General features: G+C 43.8%; 13 protein-coding genes. 10 read left to right on the top strand and 3 right to left on the bottom strand.

From position 1 onward, the window contains the following. The first annotated feature begins 291 nt into the window (after nt 1–291). The 10 genes from IH879_06865 to IH879_06820 all read left to right on the top strand — a co-directional run bounded on the left by IH879_06865 (nt 292) and on the right by IH879_06820 (nt 17,836). Nucleotides 292–2,682, top strand: a complete 2,391-nt coding sequence (locus IH879_06865) for an ABC transporter permease (protein ID MCH7674658.1) — start codon at nt 292–294, stop codon at nt 2,680–2,682. A gap of 113 nt (nt 2,683–2,795) precedes the next feature. Beyond that, nucleotides 2,796–5,195 carry an ABC transporter permease gene (locus IH879_06860; GenBank protein MCH7674657.1) on the top strand — a complete coding sequence of 800 codons (2,400 nt, stop codon included), beginning with the start codon at nt 2,796–2,798 and terminating at the stop codon, nt 5,193–5,195. A gap of 292 nt (nt 5,196–5,487) precedes the next feature. Further along, the gene (locus IH879_06855) at nt 5,488–7,548 is read left to right on the top strand and encodes a DUF2194 domain-containing protein (protein ID MCH7674656.1); all 2,061 of its coding nucleotides are present in this window, start codon (nt 5,488–5,490) and stop codon (nt 7,546–7,548) included. Continuing rightward, nucleotides 7,545–8,465 carry an endo alpha-1,4 polygalactosaminidase gene (locus IH879_06850; GenBank protein ID MCH7674655.1) on the top strand — a complete coding sequence of 307 codons (921 nt, stop codon included), beginning with the start codon at nt 7,545–7,547 and terminating at the stop codon, nt 8,463–8,465. Before IH879_06855 ends, IH879_06850 begins: the two co-directional genes overlap by 4 nt. Continuing rightward, entirely contained in the window at nt 8,465–11,794 is a 3,330-nt protein-coding gene (locus IH879_06845; protein ID MCH7674654.1) for a tetratricopeptide repeat protein, read from the top strand. Before IH879_06850 ends, IH879_06845 begins: the two co-directional genes overlap by 1 nt. A gap of 76 nt (nt 11,795–11,870) precedes the next feature. Continuing rightward, the gene (locus tag IH879_06840; protein ID MCH7674653.1) at nt 11,871–13,361 is read left to right on the top strand and encodes a diguanylate cyclase; all 1,491 of its coding nucleotides are present in this window, start codon (nt 11,871–11,873) and stop codon (nt 13,359–13,361) included. A 92-nt stretch (nt 13,362–13,453) separates the two neighbouring features. Beyond that, nucleotides 13,454–14,488, top strand: coding sequence for a tetratricopeptide repeat protein (locus IH879_06835; GenBank protein ID MCH7674652.1), 1,035 nt, complete (start codon nt 13,454–13,456; stop codon nt 14,486–14,488). A gap of 169 nt (nt 14,489–14,657) precedes the next feature. Then, nucleotides 14,658–16,148, top strand: a complete 1,491-nt coding sequence (gene pelF / locus IH879_06830; GenBank protein MCH7674651.1) for a GT4 family glycosyltransferase PelF — start codon at nt 14,658–14,660, stop codon at nt 16,146–16,148. 2 nt (nt 16,149–16,150) lie between these two features. Further along, nucleotides 16,151–17,521: an exopolysaccharide Pel transporter PelG gene (pelG, locus tag IH879_06825; protein MCH7674650.1), complete on the top strand. Its 1,371-nt coding sequence runs from the start codon at nt 16,151–16,153 to the stop codon at nt 17,519–17,521. 90 nt (nt 17,522–17,611) lie between these two features. Next, nucleotides 17,612–17,836, top strand: a complete 225-nt coding sequence (locus tag IH879_06820; GenBank protein MCH7674649.1) for an addiction module protein — start codon at nt 17,612–17,614, stop codon at nt 17,834–17,836. A 135-nt stretch (nt 17,837–17,971) separates the two neighbouring features. Here IH879_06820 and IH879_06815 read toward each other — a convergent pair whose 3' ends face one another. The 3 genes from IH879_06815 to IH879_06805 all read right to left on the bottom strand — a co-directional run. After that, nucleotides 17,972–18,394, bottom strand: coding sequence for a PIN domain-containing protein (locus tag IH879_06815; GenBank protein MCH7674648.1), 423 nt, complete (start codon nt 18,392–18,394; stop codon nt 17,972–17,974). Continuing rightward, nucleotides 18,384–18,599, bottom strand: coding sequence for a hypothetical protein (locus IH879_06810; protein MCH7674647.1), 216 nt, complete (start codon nt 18,597–18,599; stop codon nt 18,384–18,386). Before IH879_06810 ends, IH879_06815 begins: the two co-directional genes overlap by 11 nt. Nucleotides 18,600–18,672: 73 nt before the next feature. Continuing rightward, nucleotides 18,673–18,957 (bottom strand): hypothetical protein (locus IH879_06805; GenBank protein MCH7674646.1); only part of this gene is annotated, 285 nt, incomplete at its 5' end.

Below are 18,957 nucleotides of genomic sequence, written 5' to 3'. Positions count from 1 at the left end.
GAAAAATAAATTCATGTAGTTTATTTATTGCTCTGTAAAAAATAAACTACAATATCAGGTTTTCTTAGTCAAACATAATTTTTAAATACGGTAGGTATAATTGTTCAAAAACGCACACCCGGTGTAATGCCAGCGGATACTTTTTCTTTTTGAAAGTTTGTAAACTGCTTATAAGTGATTAAAAAACAGTACTGGCACGGTTGTTGAATCGGTGTTAGGTTTCAGCACTCAGCACAAAAAATAAATCTGAGAGCTAACGGCTGTCCGCTGAAAGCTAATTAGGAGAACTTCATGATAAAAAACTACCTCAAAATCGCCTTCAGAAATCTACTCAAACATAAAGTCTATGCCCTGATCAATGCGCTGGGTTTGTCAATCGGAATTGGCAGTTGCCTGTTCATTCTGGTCATTTCGCGGCATGAATATACCTATGACCAGTACCATGAAAAGAAAGATAATATCTACCGGCTGATCGATCGGATTCGTTCTTCGGAAACGCGCACGGTGCACACTGCCGCCAGTCCGGCGCCCTGGGGGCCGGCCATGCTGCGGGACTATCCTGAAATCGAAAAATGCGTCCGCTATTTGCTTCGCGGCCACACTTTGCGCAAGGAAGACAATCCCATTGCGGAACGCTTCGTCTACACGGATCCGGATATTTTTGAGGTGTTTTCATACAAACTCATCAGCGGCGACCCGGCAACCGCTCTGGAAAATCCTTACTCCCTGATTTTGACGACCCCCATGGCCGAGAAATATTTTGACGGTGAGAATCCGGTAGGAAAGACCATGCTGATCGACAACAAACAAGAATATCTCATCACCGGCTTGATGGAAAAACTGCCTGCCAACTCAACGTTTCAATTCGATTTTCTTTCGCCATTTGCGACTTTAGAAAAAGAAAATTTCACTGCTGTTGAGGACTGGCGCAGCCACTGGTGCCACACTTATTTTTTGTTGTCGGAAGATGCTTCAATTGAAGCCATCGAAGCGAGGTTCCCGCAATTTATGAAAACCTATATTGAAGAACCTTTCCAGCAGCGCTACCACCCCGAGTTGCAGCCCTTATCCGAAATCCATTTTTCTTCCCAGTTGTCTTCAAACTGGGGTGACGATCTCGAGGAGGTCTATATTTACATTTTCTCAGCCATCGCCTTTTTTATTCTCTTGATCGCCTGCATCAATTTTATGAACCTTGCCACGGCCCGATCCGCAAATCGCGCAAAAGAGGTCGGGATGCGCAAAGTTCTTGGCGCTTTCAGACTGCAGCTCGTGCGCCAGTTTTTGACAGAATCCATTGTAATTTCATTCATAGCATTGTTTTTTGCCATCGTAATGGTAGAATTGGCATTGCCGTGGTTCAACAGTTTGATCGAAAGGGAGGAAGGCGTGTCTATCAAATATTTTGAAGATAATTTCTATGTTCTCTCTTTGTTTGGCATCACACTTTTGGTAGGAATCTTCGCGGGCAGCTACCCGGCTTTTTTCCTCTCGAAATTTAAGCCGGTCACCGTTTTGACGGGCAAAATAGTTAGCGGACTCCGGGGAATGAAATTACGCAAAATACTCGTTGTTTCTCAATTCACGATTGCAATTTTCATGATCATTGTAAATTTTATTTTGTACAACCAGGTAAACTATTTGAACAATAAAAACCTGGGATTTGATAAAGAGAATATCATTTACTTCTCAGCACCGGAAGATAACACGCCGGAGCGGCAGCGGCTCATTAAACATGAACTGCGCCAAAACCCTGCAATCCGGGGCGTGCTGATGACTTCAAGCGAACCCGGCGACGGTAATATGTGGGGACGATTTTTGCCGGAGGCTTCTGCGAATCAAGACGGCATGACGCTAAGAAGCATCGCGATAGATGAGGATTATTTGCCTTTATTAAAAATCGAACTTGTCGCTGGCAGAAACTTCTCAACCGAGAGAGCCTCGGACTCGACAAATGCGCTGATTATTAATGAAACGGCTGCCCGGCAATTTGGCTGGGATGATCCAATCGGCAAAACGATCCAATGGATGGATGCTGAGGTGGGCAGCAAGTCACGAACCGTGATCGGAGTAACAAAAGATTTTCATTTTGAAAGCTTACATGAACCGGTCGAGCCCTTGATGATTCACTATTCACCCAAGTATTTATTCCGCTATCTGATGAAAGTTGAGCCGACGAACATGGCTGAAACCTACGAGTTCCTGAAGGAACAATGGAAAGTTTACGATCCAAACAATCCAGCGAATCATTACTTTCTGGACATTGATCTCGAACGCGATTACACGATGGAAAGAATTATCGGCAGCCTGCTTCTCAAGTTCACGTTTCTGACCATTTTCATTGCAGCGCTTGGTTTGCTGGCTTTGGCTTCTTTTACCGCCGAACAGCGAACTAAAGAAATCGGTGTTCGCAAAGTCCTTGGCGCTTCTTTGAAAAACATTATTTTGATGCTCTCCAGCGAATTCGTCAAATTGATTCTCATTGCTTTTGTAATCGGCGGTGTACTCGCCTATTTTGCCATGGACGCCTGGTTGAGGCAGTTCGCCTATCACATCGATATTGGACCGTTGACATTTTTAGTTTGCGGACTTCTGATCCTGGGGATCACCTGGCTTACCATCGGTTATCAGGCTGTCAAAGCGGCACTGTCGAATCCGGTTGATTCGTTGCGGTATGAATAAAAAGTGTTTCCAGTATTTAAGTGTTAAGGTGTTAAAGTTTATTCTGAACTCGCTTTGTCTTGCTTGAACGTTAACACTTTAAAACATTAACACACAAACACTTCGGAGAAGTTATGTTCAAAAACTACCTTAAAATCGCCATTCGCAATCTGTTCAAAAACAAAGGGTTTTCCTTCATAAATATCTTAGGACTCGCGATCGGGATTACCTGCTGCGTGTTAATCTTACTATTTGTTCAGGATGAACTTTCATTTGATTCATTTCACACAAAAGCTGATCGACTTTATCGTCTCAATAAAATTGTGACACCTCAAACCGGAGGCACGGAATTGCATGCGATCACTTCCGGTTTGATGGGCCCGACAATGGTGAACGATTACCCGGAAGTGGAGCAATGTGTCCGGCTGCTGCCATGGTTCAGCGACGTGCTCATGAGCCATGGTGAAACGACTTTGAAAGTTTCTGACGTCGTCATCGCTGATTCCAACTTTTTTGAAGTGTTCGATTTTAAATTACTGCACGGAGACCCAGAAACAGCTTTGGTTGCTCCTTCCTCACTGATTTTAGCGGAAGAAACTGCCCGCAAATTCTTTGGCGATACCGATCCCATTGGTCAGATCATGAAAGGGCTTGGCGACGAGCAGTACACCGTAACCGGCATTATTGAAGAAGCTCCGGGCAACTCACATTTGAATTACAACGCTTTAATCTCCTGGTCAACAACCGTCCCCGGAACCGGACCTTTGGGTTTTGCCTGGTTGAACAGATGGATAACCCAGGTTAATTTAACTTATTTACTTTTGGCTCCCGGAGTAAACAAAGATGCCCTGGAAATGAAGCTGCCGGACTTCATGCAAAAGTATATGCCGGAGAAAACCGAGCAATATCAACTTTATCTGCAGCCATTTTCCAAAATTTATCTCCATTCGTCGGACCTCCGTTTTAGCGATCGGCTTCGTCTTGGTAATGTAACTTACGTGTACGTATTCTCCGCAATCGCCTTATTGAGTCTGTTGATCGCCTGCATTAATTTTACGAACCTTTCAACCGCGCGCGCCACTAAAAGGGCCAAAGAGGTTGGGGTGCGCAAAGTACTTGGCGCCTATCGCAGGCAACTTGCGAAACAGTTTTTTGGTGAGTCGATGCTTTTGAGTTTTTTGGCGCTTCTTTCGGCAATTGTATTCGTTGAATTGGCGCTGCCATACTTTAATTCATTTACTCAAAAAGATTTACAATTCGAGATATTCCGCAATCCATTTTTACTTTTGGGTTTGCTCGGAATTACAATTTTCGTGGGCTTGACATCCGGATGCTATCCTGCGTTGCTTCTCTCAGGATTTCGGCCGGTGACAGTTCTCAAGGGCGTTTGGAAAGGCGATGGCAAAGGCGCTACGCCGCGAAAGATCTTAGTGATATTGCAGTTTTCTATTTCTATTGTCTTGATTGCCGCAACCGTAGTGGTCTTTCAACAAATGGACTTCATGCAGAAAACGAGCCTTGGGTTTCAAAAAGAACAAATTGTGGTTTTACCAATCGGCAAAGCAGGAATTTCGGATAGATTTCAGGCATTCAAAAATGAGCTGTTGCAGCATCCGAATATCACACATGCCGCCGGTAGTAACAGCGTACCCGGAATTGGAATGATGAGTTTTGGCCTACGCCCGGAAGGAAAGCCTGAAAGCGAAGATTGGATAGCTTATGCGATGCGGATAGATGATTACGATTTCCTGGAAACATATGGAATTGAGATGGCGTCAGGGCGCTATTTCTCGCCGGACTATTCCACAGACGCAACCAACGGAGTGATTATTAATGAATCTCTCGCAAACAGTCTTGGATGGGAAAACCCGGTTGGGAAACGGTTAGATATCAGCGGCGAATTAGACGAAGGGACGGTGATAGGCGTCATTAAGGATTATCACACACGCTCACTGCATCATGCCATCGACCCAATGGTCATCTATTTCGCTCCTCGATGGGAACATCTATCACTAAGGATAACCGGTCAGGGTATTCCTGCAACGATCAAATTTGTGAAAGAAAAGTGGGAAGCATTCGAGTCGGCGTATCCTTTTGAATACTTTTTCCTCGATCGAAAATTTGCAGAGTTTTATCAAAGTGAAGAACGGCTCATGCAGACGTTTGGTATTTTTTCAATATTGGCCATTTTCATTGCCTGCTTGGGATTATTCGGCCTTGCCGCTTATACCTCCGAGCAGCGCACGAAGGAGATTGGCATCCGCAAAGTGCTTGGGGCTTCAATCGCCAACATGGTATTCTTGATTTCCAAAGACTTTGCAAAACTCGTTGTGATCGCGTTTGTGGTTGCGGCGCCAATTGCTTTTATTTTGATGAATCGTTGGCTGCAGGACTTCTCTTATCGTACTTCGCTCGGAGCAGATGTTTTTATTTTTGCAGGAATTTTGGCTTTTGCAATTGCCTGTCTGACTGTAAGTTATCAAGCGATCAAGACAGCGCTCTTAAATCCGGTTGATTCGTTGCGGTATGAATGAACAGGTTTCTGGATGCTGGATGCTTGTTTTCGAGTATCAAGCATCCAGCATCAAATCAACGTTTTCTATTAAAACCCTCAAAACAACTTTTCAATCCTCCGAAAATAAATCCCGCACAACCCTTGTTAAATATCTTTAACATACCTCTCAATTTGTAAACATCTTTATCCCCCAGCCGATATATTTTAGTATTTTGTAATAAACCGATGCTCGAGTTTTTAGGTGCTAAAGTGTTGGCACACTAAAACTTTAACACTCAAAAACTAACCTTGTGTATGAATTACAAAAGAGTATGAAAACTAAGTTACTCCTAATAAGTTTTTTTATTTTGACCTGTTTGAACAGCGACTTGAACGGTGAAGTCATTTCGCGAAAGATTCTGGCTTTATATGACAGCCAAAGAGGACAAACGGCGAGAAAGAATCACATCCACGCGAACGCGGAGGTGATTTTGAATCATCTGGGCTCCATTGTTGAGTATTGGGACATCGCCAAAGGCCTGCCGGGTGAAAAACGAATGAAAAAATACTGCGGGGTGATCACCTGGTTCTACAATAATTCCATGAACCGCCCGCAAGCGTATTTGCAGTGGGCTACGAAGCAAGTGGATGCCGGTAGAAAATTTGTAATACTCGACAATCTAAGCGCTTTTAGGGATGCTGCAACGGGTGAATTCCTGAACATCAGTGCGGTCAACCAATTTTGCAAAAGTCTGGGCTTCATCACAGACGATACCAATTGGACTTCAAATATTGCCAAAATCGAGCTGGTTAACAAAGTGCCGGAGATGGTGGAGTTCGAACGCAGTCTCGATTATGAATTAACAAATTATGAAGTTTACAAACCGCTCCATCCGAAAACCAAAGTATATTTAAAATTAAAACGTAACGATATTCCCGATAGCGAAAGCGCTCTGGTTTTTACCACGCCGCACGGTGGGTTTGCAGCGGCCGGTTATGTGTTTTATGAAAACCCGGCTAACTACCAAAAGCAGTGGCGCATCAATCCCTTTAAATTCTTTGAAGAGGCGTTCGGACTAAAAGGCCAGCCGCGCCCGGATGTGACGACTTTGAACGGGCTTAGAGTTTGGTCGTCGCATATCGATGGCGATGCTTTGATTTCCCGATCCCAGGTTAAACCCAATACTTATTGCGGCGAAGTTATCCGCGACGAGATTCTAAACAAATACAAATGGCCGGTTTCGGTCTCGGTCGTGGTTAGCGAAGTGGAGGCGGATTCGAAATTCGAGAACATCGCCCGTTCGATTTATCAACTCGATTGGGTGGAAGCAGCGAGCCACTCATATTCCCATCCATTTTATTGGTCCGATGATTTTGAAGACAAGGACAAATATGAAAGAAAACATCTGCCAATAGAAGGATACAAGTTTAACTTTAGAGACGAAATTATCGGTTCGGTAAATTACATCAACAAAAAACTTTTGCCTGAAAATAAAAAGGTTAAACAATTTTTCTGGACAGGCAATTGCGAGCCCACAAAAGAAGCCCTCAAACTTTGCCGACAAATTCGAATCAACAATATTAATGGCGGGGATACGGTTTTTGATAAGACCCATCCTTCCTACACGTATGTCGCGCCTCTATCGGTTACGATAGGCGGGTATCGACAGATTTATTCCCCGAATTCAAACGAGAATATTTACACAAATCAGTGGGAAGGTCCCTACTTTGGATTTAAATCAGTATTGCAAACATTCAAAAACACCGAGTCGCCGCTTCGAATCAGGCCGATCGACATTTACTACCATTTTTACATCGGTGAAAAATGGGCCTCGTTAAATTCGCTGAATGAAGTGTTGAGCAAAACCATGGAAATGGATGTCGCTCCTATGTTCCTGAGTGAGTACACTGAGATGGTGCACGGATTCTTTTCAGCAAGCATGGAGAAAGTTTCCATGAAGAGCTGGCGAATTCGAAACTACGGCGACTGCACGACCATTCGCTTCGATGACACCCAGGAGTTTCCGGATTTAAACAAATCAGTCAATGTGATCGGTTTCAATCACTATCAAGGCTCGCTTTACATTCATCTTGAGAATGCAATAGACGCAGTGATCGTGCTGACGGACTCGAAACCTGAATCGACTTTTCTCGCCCAAAGTTCCCATCGTTTGTTTGATTGGCAAGCGTCCAAAGAAAGCGTCTTTTTTAGAACCACAGGTTTTGGCAAAGGCCAGTTTATGATTGCAAATCTGTTGGAAAATGCGGCTTATCAGGTGACAATCGGAAGTTTGACTGAAACCAATAGAAGCGATGCGGAGGGAACGCTCACTTTGATGCATCCCATGGAAGGCCCGGTTCAAGTTAAAATTGACTTGGCAAAACAGCTATGAAAATCCGTGTTATCTTTGCAATAGGAATGTTGATGTTCTTCGGTTGTGCTGGAAAAAAGAAATTAAGCAGCGTAAGCCAATTTGATAAAATTGAAAACTGGGTTTGCGTTTACAGCAGCGACGCTCCCGTCGACGAAATCAAGAAATTCGATCTTGCTGTTTTGGACTCGGATTCGCATCCTGACTTAGCCAAGTTGAAGGATTCTGATACGCTCCTTATTGGGTATATCAGTATCGGTGAAGTCGGCGACTACAGGTGGTACTGGAACGATATCAAAGATAAGCCGTGGCTTCTGGATAAGAATCCAAACTGGGATAGCTACATGATCGACGTTCGAAACCATGAATGGCAAGAGTTGCTGAACCAGCAGATCATTCCAAAAATTTTGGCAAAAGGATTCGACGGGATTTTTCTGGACACAATTGATAATGCGGAATACCTGCAAAGATATCATCCGAAAAAGAAATATCCAATGATGGAAACAGCAATGGTTCGTTTGATTAAGTCAATTCGCAAAAATTTTCCGGCGGCATATCTGGTCGCCAACCGCGGGTTTGCCATTTTAGATGAAATTGCCGGCAGCATCGATGCCGTGGTTGCAGAGTCGATCTTCACAACAATTAATTTTGAAGAAAACATAACCCGGCGTAACACGCCGCAAGAATATGAACCGATAATAAAACAGTTGCGAAAAATGAAGAGGAAAGAGGGCATCAAAATCTTTACACTGGATTACCCAAATTTGGAGAATGAATCCGATATCGAAGAAATCATCGCTGATTCGCATGCGCTGGGATTTATTCCATATATCAGCACGCCGCAATTGCAAAAGGTTTATTCTCATACTTTAAATGGGTCGTCCAAAATGTCAGAACCTCCTCATCCTGAACGAAGTCGAAGGAAAAGGAATCGCTGATGGGTGTCAAAATTTGGTGGCCGCTGCTTTTTGTCGGTTCAATTATTTCTGCTTGCCTTTTGATTTTTCCCTCCGATCCGCGGTTGGCGGATCTGTTTGGCCGGGCAGGCAAATATGATGAGGCCATTGAAAAATATCAAATCATCATCAAGAACCATCCTCGGCGGACAAGCGCGCGCATTCAACTGAGCAAGCTTTACATCCTCAATGAAGAACCGGAAAAGGCAGTCCGTGAAATCGAGAAGGTCGGCATCGACTCTATTAATGACTCCTTTTTCCTTAGGAAAATTTCGGACATTTGTTCCCAGCTTGGTGAAAAGCAGAAAACGATCTTGACACTCGAAAAGATAGTCAGTTTAGATCCCGATAATCTGACCTACCGTCGGAAGTTAGCAGACGCTTACGACTGGAATCAAAAGATCGAAAAAGCGCGCGAGCTTTATGAAGAGTTGTTAACCAACAATCCGAATGACGTTGAGATTTTAAACAAACTGACCCACTTAAATTTGAAGCAAAAGCGCTTCAACGAAAGCTTGCCTTATTTAATCAGACTTGTTGAGCTTCAACCGAAAGATACTCGTTCGAGAATTTTATTGGCTGATGTTTACATCGAAATCGACCGGAAATGGCAGGCCGCCGCAGAGTTCGAAGAAGTTCTGAAGATTCAACCGAAAAACGAACCAGTAAGAAGACGGCTCGCCGAGCTTTACATTTGGCTTGAGGATTTTGACCGGGGCCTCGAAAATTACGAGTACCTGGTAAAAACAAATCCGGCTAGCACCAAATACTTTGACAGATATACCGAGCTTGCTTACAACCTCGCTCCCGACAAAGCCATTCACTACTATCGCCTGCGCTTGGAGCAAACGCCTCGCGACAAAGAATTAAGGGAACGTTTTGCTGGTCTCTTTTTACACGTCGGAGATACGGACAATGCCATTCAACAGATGAATGTATTGATTGCCGGCAACTCCGATACCCGGAGGTATTATAAGCAGCTGGCTTATTTGTACCAGGACGTTCGCGAACCGCATCTGGCAAATAAAATGTTTGAAATTATGCTCAAAAAACGGTTAGCGGACGACGAAGTCGTTGAGGAGTTGATCGCTTATTATGACAATGAGAAAGAATATGAGAAACTTCTCAAGCTTTATCCATCTCTGTTTGATCGCGGCAGAATCGATGAACAGATGGTTGCCGACTACGCTGATCTGCTCTATCGCACAAGAGATTATAAAAAAGCAGCAAAACAATATGCTAAACTACTGAAATTGCGGCCCGAGAGTCCGGAATACCGAATGCAGCTTGCCGACTTACATCGACTCGAAGGGCAAAATAATAAGGCCGCCCGGCTGCTCTGGGATGGTGTTAAAAAATATAACTTGCGAAGCGAACCTTACTTGGTATACTCGGCACAATTCTTGGCCAAACAGAATTTACTGCAGCAGAGCATCTCTTGTTATGAAAAACTCGCCAGTATCGCACCGGAAAATATGCAGTATAAAAAGCTTCTCGTTTCCTACTATATGAAAAACAAAGATTTCCAAAAGGCAATACGGCTGCATAGCCAAATTCTCGCCCAAAAACCCGGAGACATTTCCGCGCGATTTGAGCTGGCGTCCCTTTACTGGCTGCAAAATGATTTCCAGCGCATGCATGCAATTATGGATGAGTTCGACCCGGCGCAAGCAAATGGGAGCCAACTGAACAAACAAATCGGCCAATTCTATTTCGAGCGAAGTTTCCATACAAAAGCCATTGAATATTTAAAAACTGATTTGAAGTCGTCGCCGCACGACAGCGGCAGTTTGCGCATGCTTGGATTGGCTTATGCCTGGAACAATCAGCCCAAGCAGTCCAAAAAAGTTCTCGCAGAATACAATCGACTTTATCCGTATGACTATTTCACTCATTTCGCAATGGGAGAACTACTGGCCGGCGAGCTGAAATATGCAGCGGCCATGAATGAATTTCAAATCTCTCTGGAATTAATCGGGGTCGAAACAAAGGAGACGCGGGTCACGCGGGCCAAGATTTATACCTATCAGAAGGAACGGGAAAAAGCTGCGGCTGAATTTGAGAGCCTCATCGCGAGCTATCCCAATGACCCTTCGCTGTTAATCGACTATGCCGAGTGTTTAGTGAATTTAAAAGCTTACGAACAGGCACACAAGTGGTTGACCCGGGCCTCCGAATTGGATCCAAACAACTATCGCGCCTCGCGTTTGGAAAGCCGCAGTTATTTTGAGCAAGGCAAATACAAGACAGCCGCTCATATTTTGAAAGGCCTGCTGGACCGCTATCCTGAAGATACCGGCCTGCGCATCGATTTGGCTGACAGCGAATTGGCTGCCGGCGACTGGTACCGCAGCAGTGAGACGTTAAAAAACGTTCTAAGCAAATATCCAAAAAACCTGCCGGCGCAGGAAAGGTTGACTCTGCTCAGACGTCAGCGAAGTCAGGCATTTGCCGCTGATTACAGCTCGGCTAAGCAGTCGGATAATTTCTTCAAGCAAATGTATAATGTCGTTGTGATAAAAGCAAAATCGTCGCTGCTTTATTTTAAGCTGATGTTTGGTGAGGAGGAATATTCAACCAAAGATAACAGCTTGCCGGAAATAAAATATCAGAATGCCGGTTTCGAGCTTTTCTCGAGCTTTAGCAAAAATTTGCAGACAGAAGTTGGCGCGAAAGTTCAGCAAAACGGCGACAATTGGTACCTTGTTACAAACGGAAAGGCCGAGTGGAATTTCGATCCGTCAAATGGAATCAGCCTTTCGGCGAATATGAATGATCTGTGGAATGATCCGTTCACCGCAGCATTCCAAAAAGGGCGGTTGAATCGTTTTCAATCAGATCTGAATCTTTTTCTGTTTAAGAAAATTTTTCTCTGGAATCGGTTTTCCTATGAGCAGCACAAGTTCAATCAAGGTCGCTTTGGTAATGCCTTGCGATCATATTTGCAAATAGGCCGAAGGTGGGGCTTTCAGCCGCAGTTGTCAGCTTATTACCAGCTCTATCACTTAAAATACACTTTCGCTGCACAAGCAAACCGGAACCTGATTTCAGTTCAGGAAAAGGATTTGGTCCACACCGTGGGTGGAAATTTGGAGCAGCACGTAGCAGGAAAATTATACTATCATTTAGGCGGCAGCTTTGGCTTTAGCGGTGTGCAAAACTCAGTTACTTTATACGGAACTGCAGGGCTTGAATACACAATACTCAACCGACTCAGATTGCGTTCATTGTTGGAATATGGCAATCAAGGTCAACTGACCGGAAATGACAAGACGAGTTCGCTGTGGTTTGATTTGTCGTATTTTTATTAGACCACAACATTTTTCGGGATTACAAATCCTGAACGAGCGAAAAAGGAAAATAGAGAATAAATAATCGGAAAATAAGATGCTAAGAAAATACTACTTCATTTTTGAAACGCTAATCGGGTTGGCCATACTCCTTGCCATCGATATAGCATTTCTGAAAAATACCAGTGTTTATCAAAATATCCATCCGCATCCTTATTGGATAGTCATTTTGCTCATTGCCTGCCGTTACGGGACCGTGCAAGGCGCGTTAGCGGGTGGACTGGCAGCGATCGTTTATATCGCAATCAGTGCGAAAACAGGCGAAATCAATTTCAGTCATGACGTTTTTCCGCGCGGGGTTTTTAAATATCCATTTCTGTTCATATTAGTCGGCGGGATTCTTGGCGAGATTCGCAGTATTTATAAAAAAAAGTACATAAAGCTCGAAAAGAAACACAATGAATTGCAAGGTGATCTCCAGAATTTGGAATTGCTGCATTGGGCTTTGACCGATTCCAAAAAGAAGCTAGAGAAACGAATCGCCTACCAATCCGGCACGATGCTGAATCTTCTCGAACGCCTCAATACCATGGAAATGTTAGAGCTGGATCGATTATATCCCCAGTGTCTTGAATTATTAGAGGAGCACTTGAATGTGACCTGCTCTTCTATTTACCTGATTAAAAATAATCGCCTGAAGCTGTTTACGCGCCGAGGAAAAATTGAGCAAAGTAAATTACCCGCTGAGATAGAACTCACTCACGGCATGATGGGCGAAGTGGTGACAAATAAAAAAGCGATCACGATCAATCAGAGCAATTTTGACGACCAGATGGCCAAATTTCAAAAACTGGACCTCATGATGTGCGCCCCCATCAAAAGAAAAGACGGTGCCGTTTTGGGTGTGATTAATGTCGAGCGGATTCCGTTTTTCGATTTTACCGCTAACTCGGTGCAAATTTTTGAAACGTTCTGTCACTGGATTTCAAATATCGTCGACAAAGCGCTTCAGTTCAACCATTTAAAAGATAGAAATATCGCAGACGAAATCACCGGCGCCTATAATCATCTTTATTTCCAAAAGCGCTTGTCTTATGAAGTAGCGCGGGCAAAACGCTTCAACACCAGTCTGACGTTGGTTCTGCTGCAGGTATGGAAGTTTATCGAAATGGATGACGGCGAACGGAAAAATGTGCTTGTGGTTTTAAACGGCATTTTCAAAAATGTATTGCGCCAAACGGACATTATTGCCAAATACAACAGCGATGATACTTTTGCCATTATTCTGCCCTGTCAGGTCAGCGCTAACGTTGAAAAAATGATGGCACGGTTGATGGCTCAAATAATTGAATGTAAATTCAACCCATTCCAGGATAGTGACGAAGTCCTGAAAGTAAAATACGCCATGAGCAGTCTGCAGCCTTCCGAGGGGTCATACGAAAGTTTGATCCAGACAGCGGAAGAACGGCTCAATTATTCAGGTCAGCGCAGAGCCGCAGATATTTTTGCGGATATTGGCTATTTGTTCGGGTCGAATAGCAGTGGATTGGAAAAAAAATCAAAAGAAAGGTTCGTTAAATATAAGTAAATAATTACGTCATGCCAGCGAAGGCAGGCATCCAGTGGCTTCGATAACCTACAGTAATGGTAAATGGATTCCCGCCAAGAATAATCTAAAAAATGAATCGCGCAAAAAACATTCTCCTCCACATAGGTATTATAATCGTTGTCGTACTTGAACTTTTGGCGGGGTACTGGCTCATCACCGCTTCAAGTTCGATGCGGCCTTGGTTATTCGGCGGGCATATTCTTCTGGTTGCGATTTTCACGTTCCTTTTTAAGAACATCAAATCCGAGAAGTTTCAGGAGAACAGCAATTTCACCTACGTGGCATTTGCAATCGCGTCGGTGCTGCCTGTCTACGGCATGCTGGGAATGTTCTCGGTTTATCTCTACGTTCGTAATGCTAAAACACAGGCTCGGGAATATTTCGAAACTGATGAACATTTTGATTCGGATCGCCGCAACGTTTGGATCAAGGATGTTGCGCGGGATGCAATTGATATTAAACGCGATGAGATAGAGGTCGATGCCTTCCGGGACGTCCTCCGAACCAACGATCCGCAGTTGGAAGAAAACGCAATTAATAAACTCTCCCGGTCGCTGACGAAGAAGTCGGTCAATATTTTAAAGGATGTTGTTAAGACCAGTACCACAGATACGAAAATTTTAGCGGCTTCGGCTTTAACAGAAATGGAAGACAAGATCATTACCAAAATTGACACCATAAGAACACAGGTTGGCCAGAACCCGGATGATGACACCGTTTTGGAATTGGCACGCGCTTACGATTTATACTGCCATCTCGGCGTTTTGGACACCGTGAGTGAAAAGCATTACCAGAACCTCGCTTTGGAGCAGTACGAAACTTTTCTGCAGAAGCAAGCAGAACATAGAACAGCGTCTTTGGAGTACGGCAGGATTCTACTCAACGCTGGAAGAACCGAGGATGCGATCAAGAATTTGAGATTGGCGCTTGCTCTTTCTCCGGAAGATGTGAATCCGCAAATTTGGCTGGCAGAGGCGTATTATCGTTCTCAGGATTATGACAATGTGAGGAAGCTTTGTACGAAGTTAGCGGATAGGAAAAAGCTGCCGGAGAATATTCAAGAAGTCGTGGATTGTTGGACAACTCAAGATGATGTGGTAGTTTAATCATTGAGCTAAGTGAGTTCTTTATCCAACAAAATTTGGAATGTGGGATGAGAAGCGAATAGCGCAATCACAAAAACAATCGCTTTTTCGCTATTCGCTCTACGCTTCTCGTTTTGTAAAACTGAGGTGAACTGGTTACAAAGTGAAAATCGTACAACAGTGATAATTAATGAAACCGAAAACTGACATTTGCTTACTTTTAGAAGGAACGTACCCTTACGTTACCGGCGGGGTATCTTCATGGGTGCATCAACTGATCAGCAGCCTTCAGGAATTCACTTTCTCACTCGTTGTTATTTTACCGAATAAAAATTTCCCGCAAGAGGCAAAATACCCGGTTCCTCAAAACGTTGCCGAAATAAAGCAGGTCTATCTGCATGACTATGAATTGCCCAGAGGGACCTCGGGCAAGTTGGAAAAAAGTTCCTGGCAGAATCTGGAAAAATTTCATCGGAATCCGGCAGGCAAAGAAGAAAACTATTCTTTCGAGTCCCTTTATAGAGATTTCTTTAACCCGGATTCGCGGGGAATCGCTCCAGCAAAAATCCTGAATGCGAAAGAATCGTGGGAGATTCTCAAAAAACTTTATCGGGAAAAAGCTCAGGATGAGTCTTTTATCGACTATTTCTGGACCTTCCGGTTTATGCACGTGCCGATTTTCAAAATTCTTTCCACCGACCTGCCGGATGCGCGCCTTTACCACACCGTTTCTACAGGTTATGCGGGTCTTTTGGCCGTCACAGGGAAACTTAGATATAACCGGCCGATCCTCCTGACCGAACACGGTATTTACACCCGCGAACGGCGCATCGAAATCAGCCGGGCGGATTGGATTTACGAGAAAGACCCTGACCAAATTAAAATACGCCGCTCACAAAGCCGGTTCAAAGACCTTTGGAATAACATGTTTGTCAGCTTAAGTGAATTGTGTTACGATTACGCAGATTCGATCATCACGCTTTTTGGCGGCAACCAGGAATACCAGCTTCAGGACGGCGCGGATGCGAGGAAAATGATGCTCATACCAAACGGCGTGGATGTGGAGACTTATGAACGCTTGCAAAGAGAGGAAAAACCGGACCCGGAAGAACTTGTTTTGGGACTCATGGGTCGAGTCGTTCCAATCAAAGATGTGAAGACTTTCATTCGTGCTTGTAAAGTAGTCGCCAACACGGTCTTGAAATTTAAAGTTTATATTATGGGCCCGACCGACGAGGACCAAACTTATTATGAGGAATGCGTCAAGCTGGTCGAGCTTTTGGGGCTAAATAAGATCATCGAGTTTACCGGCAGAGTGGATGTGCGGGAATATTATCCCAAGATAGATATTCTGGCGCTAACCAGCATTAGCGAGGCGCAGCCTCTGGTCATTCTCGAAGCCAATTGTATGGGCATTCCGGTGGTCTCAACGGATGTGGGCGCCTGCCGGGAGCTGCTTTACGGCCGGACTGCGGAAGACCGGGCGCTTGGCAAGAGCGGCTTCATCGCAGGGATTACAAATTCGGACGAAATCGGTCAGGCGATTCTCAGGATTTCGGAGTCCGGGGGGCTCAGAAAAAGAATGGGCGAGGCGGGGAAAAAACGGGTAGCGCAATTTTATAACAAAACCAGTTTGGATAATAAATACCGGAAACTTTATCAGCATTACAAGGCGGCGTAATCATGGCAGGAATCGGATTTCAACTTAGAAAAATATTTGAAAAAGATACTTACGCGGACACCCTGCGCGGGGCGATCATGGCTGCAACAATTGCCGGCGGGCCGATTTTCTTCTCAATTATCTGTTTGATTCTACTCGGCATTTTTGCCACGTTCATTTCCGGGCAAGAGATGGATCTTTTTCTTGTGACCCTTGTTTACGTCTTCGCTTTTTCGCTTATTTCGACGGGAATCATTCAACTACTTATCACCCGTTATCTTTCGGATTTAATTTATGTCAATGAAACCAGCCGGATTCTACCTTCTTTTAGCGCGGTGCTCGCACTCACCATCATTTTTCAATTAGTGATCGGTCTGCCATTTATTCTGTTTTGGGATATCGACTTTTCTTATAAACTGACCGCTCTTATTCTTTTTATCACCGTCGGCTGTAACTGGCAGCTTCTGGTTTTTATGAGCGCACTGAAGAATTATCGAATCGTTTTTATAGCCTTCATTGTCGGATTATGTACCGGCTTTTTCCTTGCTATGTTTTTGGGAGAAAGATTTGGCCTCACCGGATTTCTGCACGGCTACACCATCGGGCAGATAATTTTGATGTTCGTCATGCTTGCAAGAATGTTCGTCGAATTTAAAAGCGCCATAAAACCTACCTTTCAGTTTCTCAAATACTTAAACAAAGTGCCTCTGCTTATTCTAATCGGGTTCTGCTACAACGCCGGAATCTGGATCGACAAAATTATCTTCTGGTTCAGTCCGGAAGGTCAGGAAGTTCATTCACTTTTATACGCATTTCGCGACTACGACACGGCAACCTTCTTTGCGTTTTTGACCACCATCCCATCCTATACCTATTTCCTGGTGAAAGTTGAGACGGATTTTTACGGCCACTTCAGAGGTTTTTTTCATGCAATTTTAAGCAAGCAGCCTTACATGCAAATCAAGAGTCAGAAAAAGAACATCGCCATTTCCGTGAAAGAGAGTTTGGCCGGTTTGATCAAGATTCAGGGTGTGGTGACGCTGTTGTGTTTGCTGTTCTCAAAAGAGATTGCTGTCTTTTTTGGCATTCCGGTTCTCGGAACGATGATTCTCGAAAAAACCCTGATCGCCGTCTTCCTGCAAATGCTCCTGCTGACGGTCATGATCTTCCTGCTCTATTTCGACATTCGAAAGGAAGTTGCAATCGTCACCGGCGTCTTTTTTCTCGCCAATATGGGTCTCACCCTTTTGACCTTGAAACTGGGCTATGTTTTTTATGGCTATGGCTACCTCTTTGCCTGCCTCATTGCCCTCATTGTTGGATACGCTTTCCTGAACCGGCATTTGCATCGGTTGGAATATCATACTTTTGTCAGCCAGCCTTTGGCGGGGTAATGTTTTTCTCTCTATACTAAAGGGACAAAACCCTTGATTTTTGAAAGAAACCGTTGTATTATCAAATATTAGTTTTAACTGTGAAAATTTATGTCTGGAAATACTGAGAAAATTTTAGCCGAGGCTCTTGAATTACAACCGATTGAACGTGCAGAACTCGTTGAAGAACTGCTATCGAGTTTTGAGTTCCCCACAAGAAAATCGATCGATGAAATGTGGGCTGCAGAAGTTGAAGACAGAATTGATGCCTACGAAAGAGGAGATCTTACCTCGACATCTGCGAAGGAAGTTTTTGATAAAATCGATGGAAAATAATTTTCTGTGAAGGTCGAATTTCTTTCGGTGGCCGAACTTGAATTTGCGGAAGCTGTTGAATACTACAACCAGGAAAGCGAAGGTCTTGGATTTAAATTTGCATTGGAGTCGAAATCCCTTAAAAAGCGGGTTGCTTTAGAAGGGAAAGCTTACTTTTATATCCGGTGCTTTTTCAAAGTCCTTTTTATTTTCAGTTACGATTTGGGTTATTTCATTTTCTTTCATACAAGAGGCAATCATTGAATCCCAAAAAGGTACCTCATGATTTGCAACCAGATCTATGGCACTGAGAAAAGTGTCTTCATCTCGGTCAATAACCAACCAATTTTCTGATGATAGAAAATCCTCGATCACAATCTTTGCCTGAGAAATAGTCACCGGAGTCTTTACTTTTCGAGTGATAACCACAAAAAATTCCATTAAGTTCTGCAGACAGACAACACCGCCGCCTTCTTGCCAGATTTTCTTTAAAAGTTCATTGGCAACTTCATGCTTCTTTCCTTCAGAAGAATCATAGGCGTAAACCAGAATGTTTGTGTCGATTAGTCTATCTGACATGTAAATCTTGTCGATTTGTGTAAAGCTTTCCCCCCAAAGAAAAACCTTTTTGGAGAAGTTTTAGTTGTCTCTTTTTTATTTCTTCTTGTTTTTCTTTGTTCAAGGCTTTCAACTTCACTAAGGCTTGTGTTCCATTAGGAACATCTAAATTCTCTTTTAGCCGAATGATGTTTCCATCGACGACGCCATGATAATTTTTTTTCATCTTCAAACTCCTTAAAAGGAAATGGATTTAAATTTAGAGAATATAACCAAAAGATACAAGAAAAAATCTCCCTTTATACTTTCTGGTAGAAGTAGCAGAACTCGCCAGAGTTCCGCCCAACCAGAAGTACGCCAACCAGAAGTGTGGCCACTTCCGCTACTAAGCCCAATTTTGAGATTTGCTGGGTCAGGTCTTTAGCGGTTTCCCGGTCACCGCTCATGTAACAGCACAGGCTGTAAATTCTCTCTTTATATTTGACGTAAATCTGCTCGAAGGCACGGTGGTCCCCGCGTTTACACGCCTCGATGAGTTTACGCTCATTCTCGATACTTTGAACTTGCGTCGACATAGAATTCAA

It is taken from the genome of candidate division KSB1 bacterium, from assembly GCA_022562085.1.
GTDB lineage: Bacteria > Zhuqueibacterota > Zhuqueibacteria > Oceanimicrobiales > Oceanimicrobiaceae > Oceanimicrobium.
Note: the sequence above shows the minus strand (reverse complement) of the source record. Positions and strands in the feature narration are given on the sequence as shown.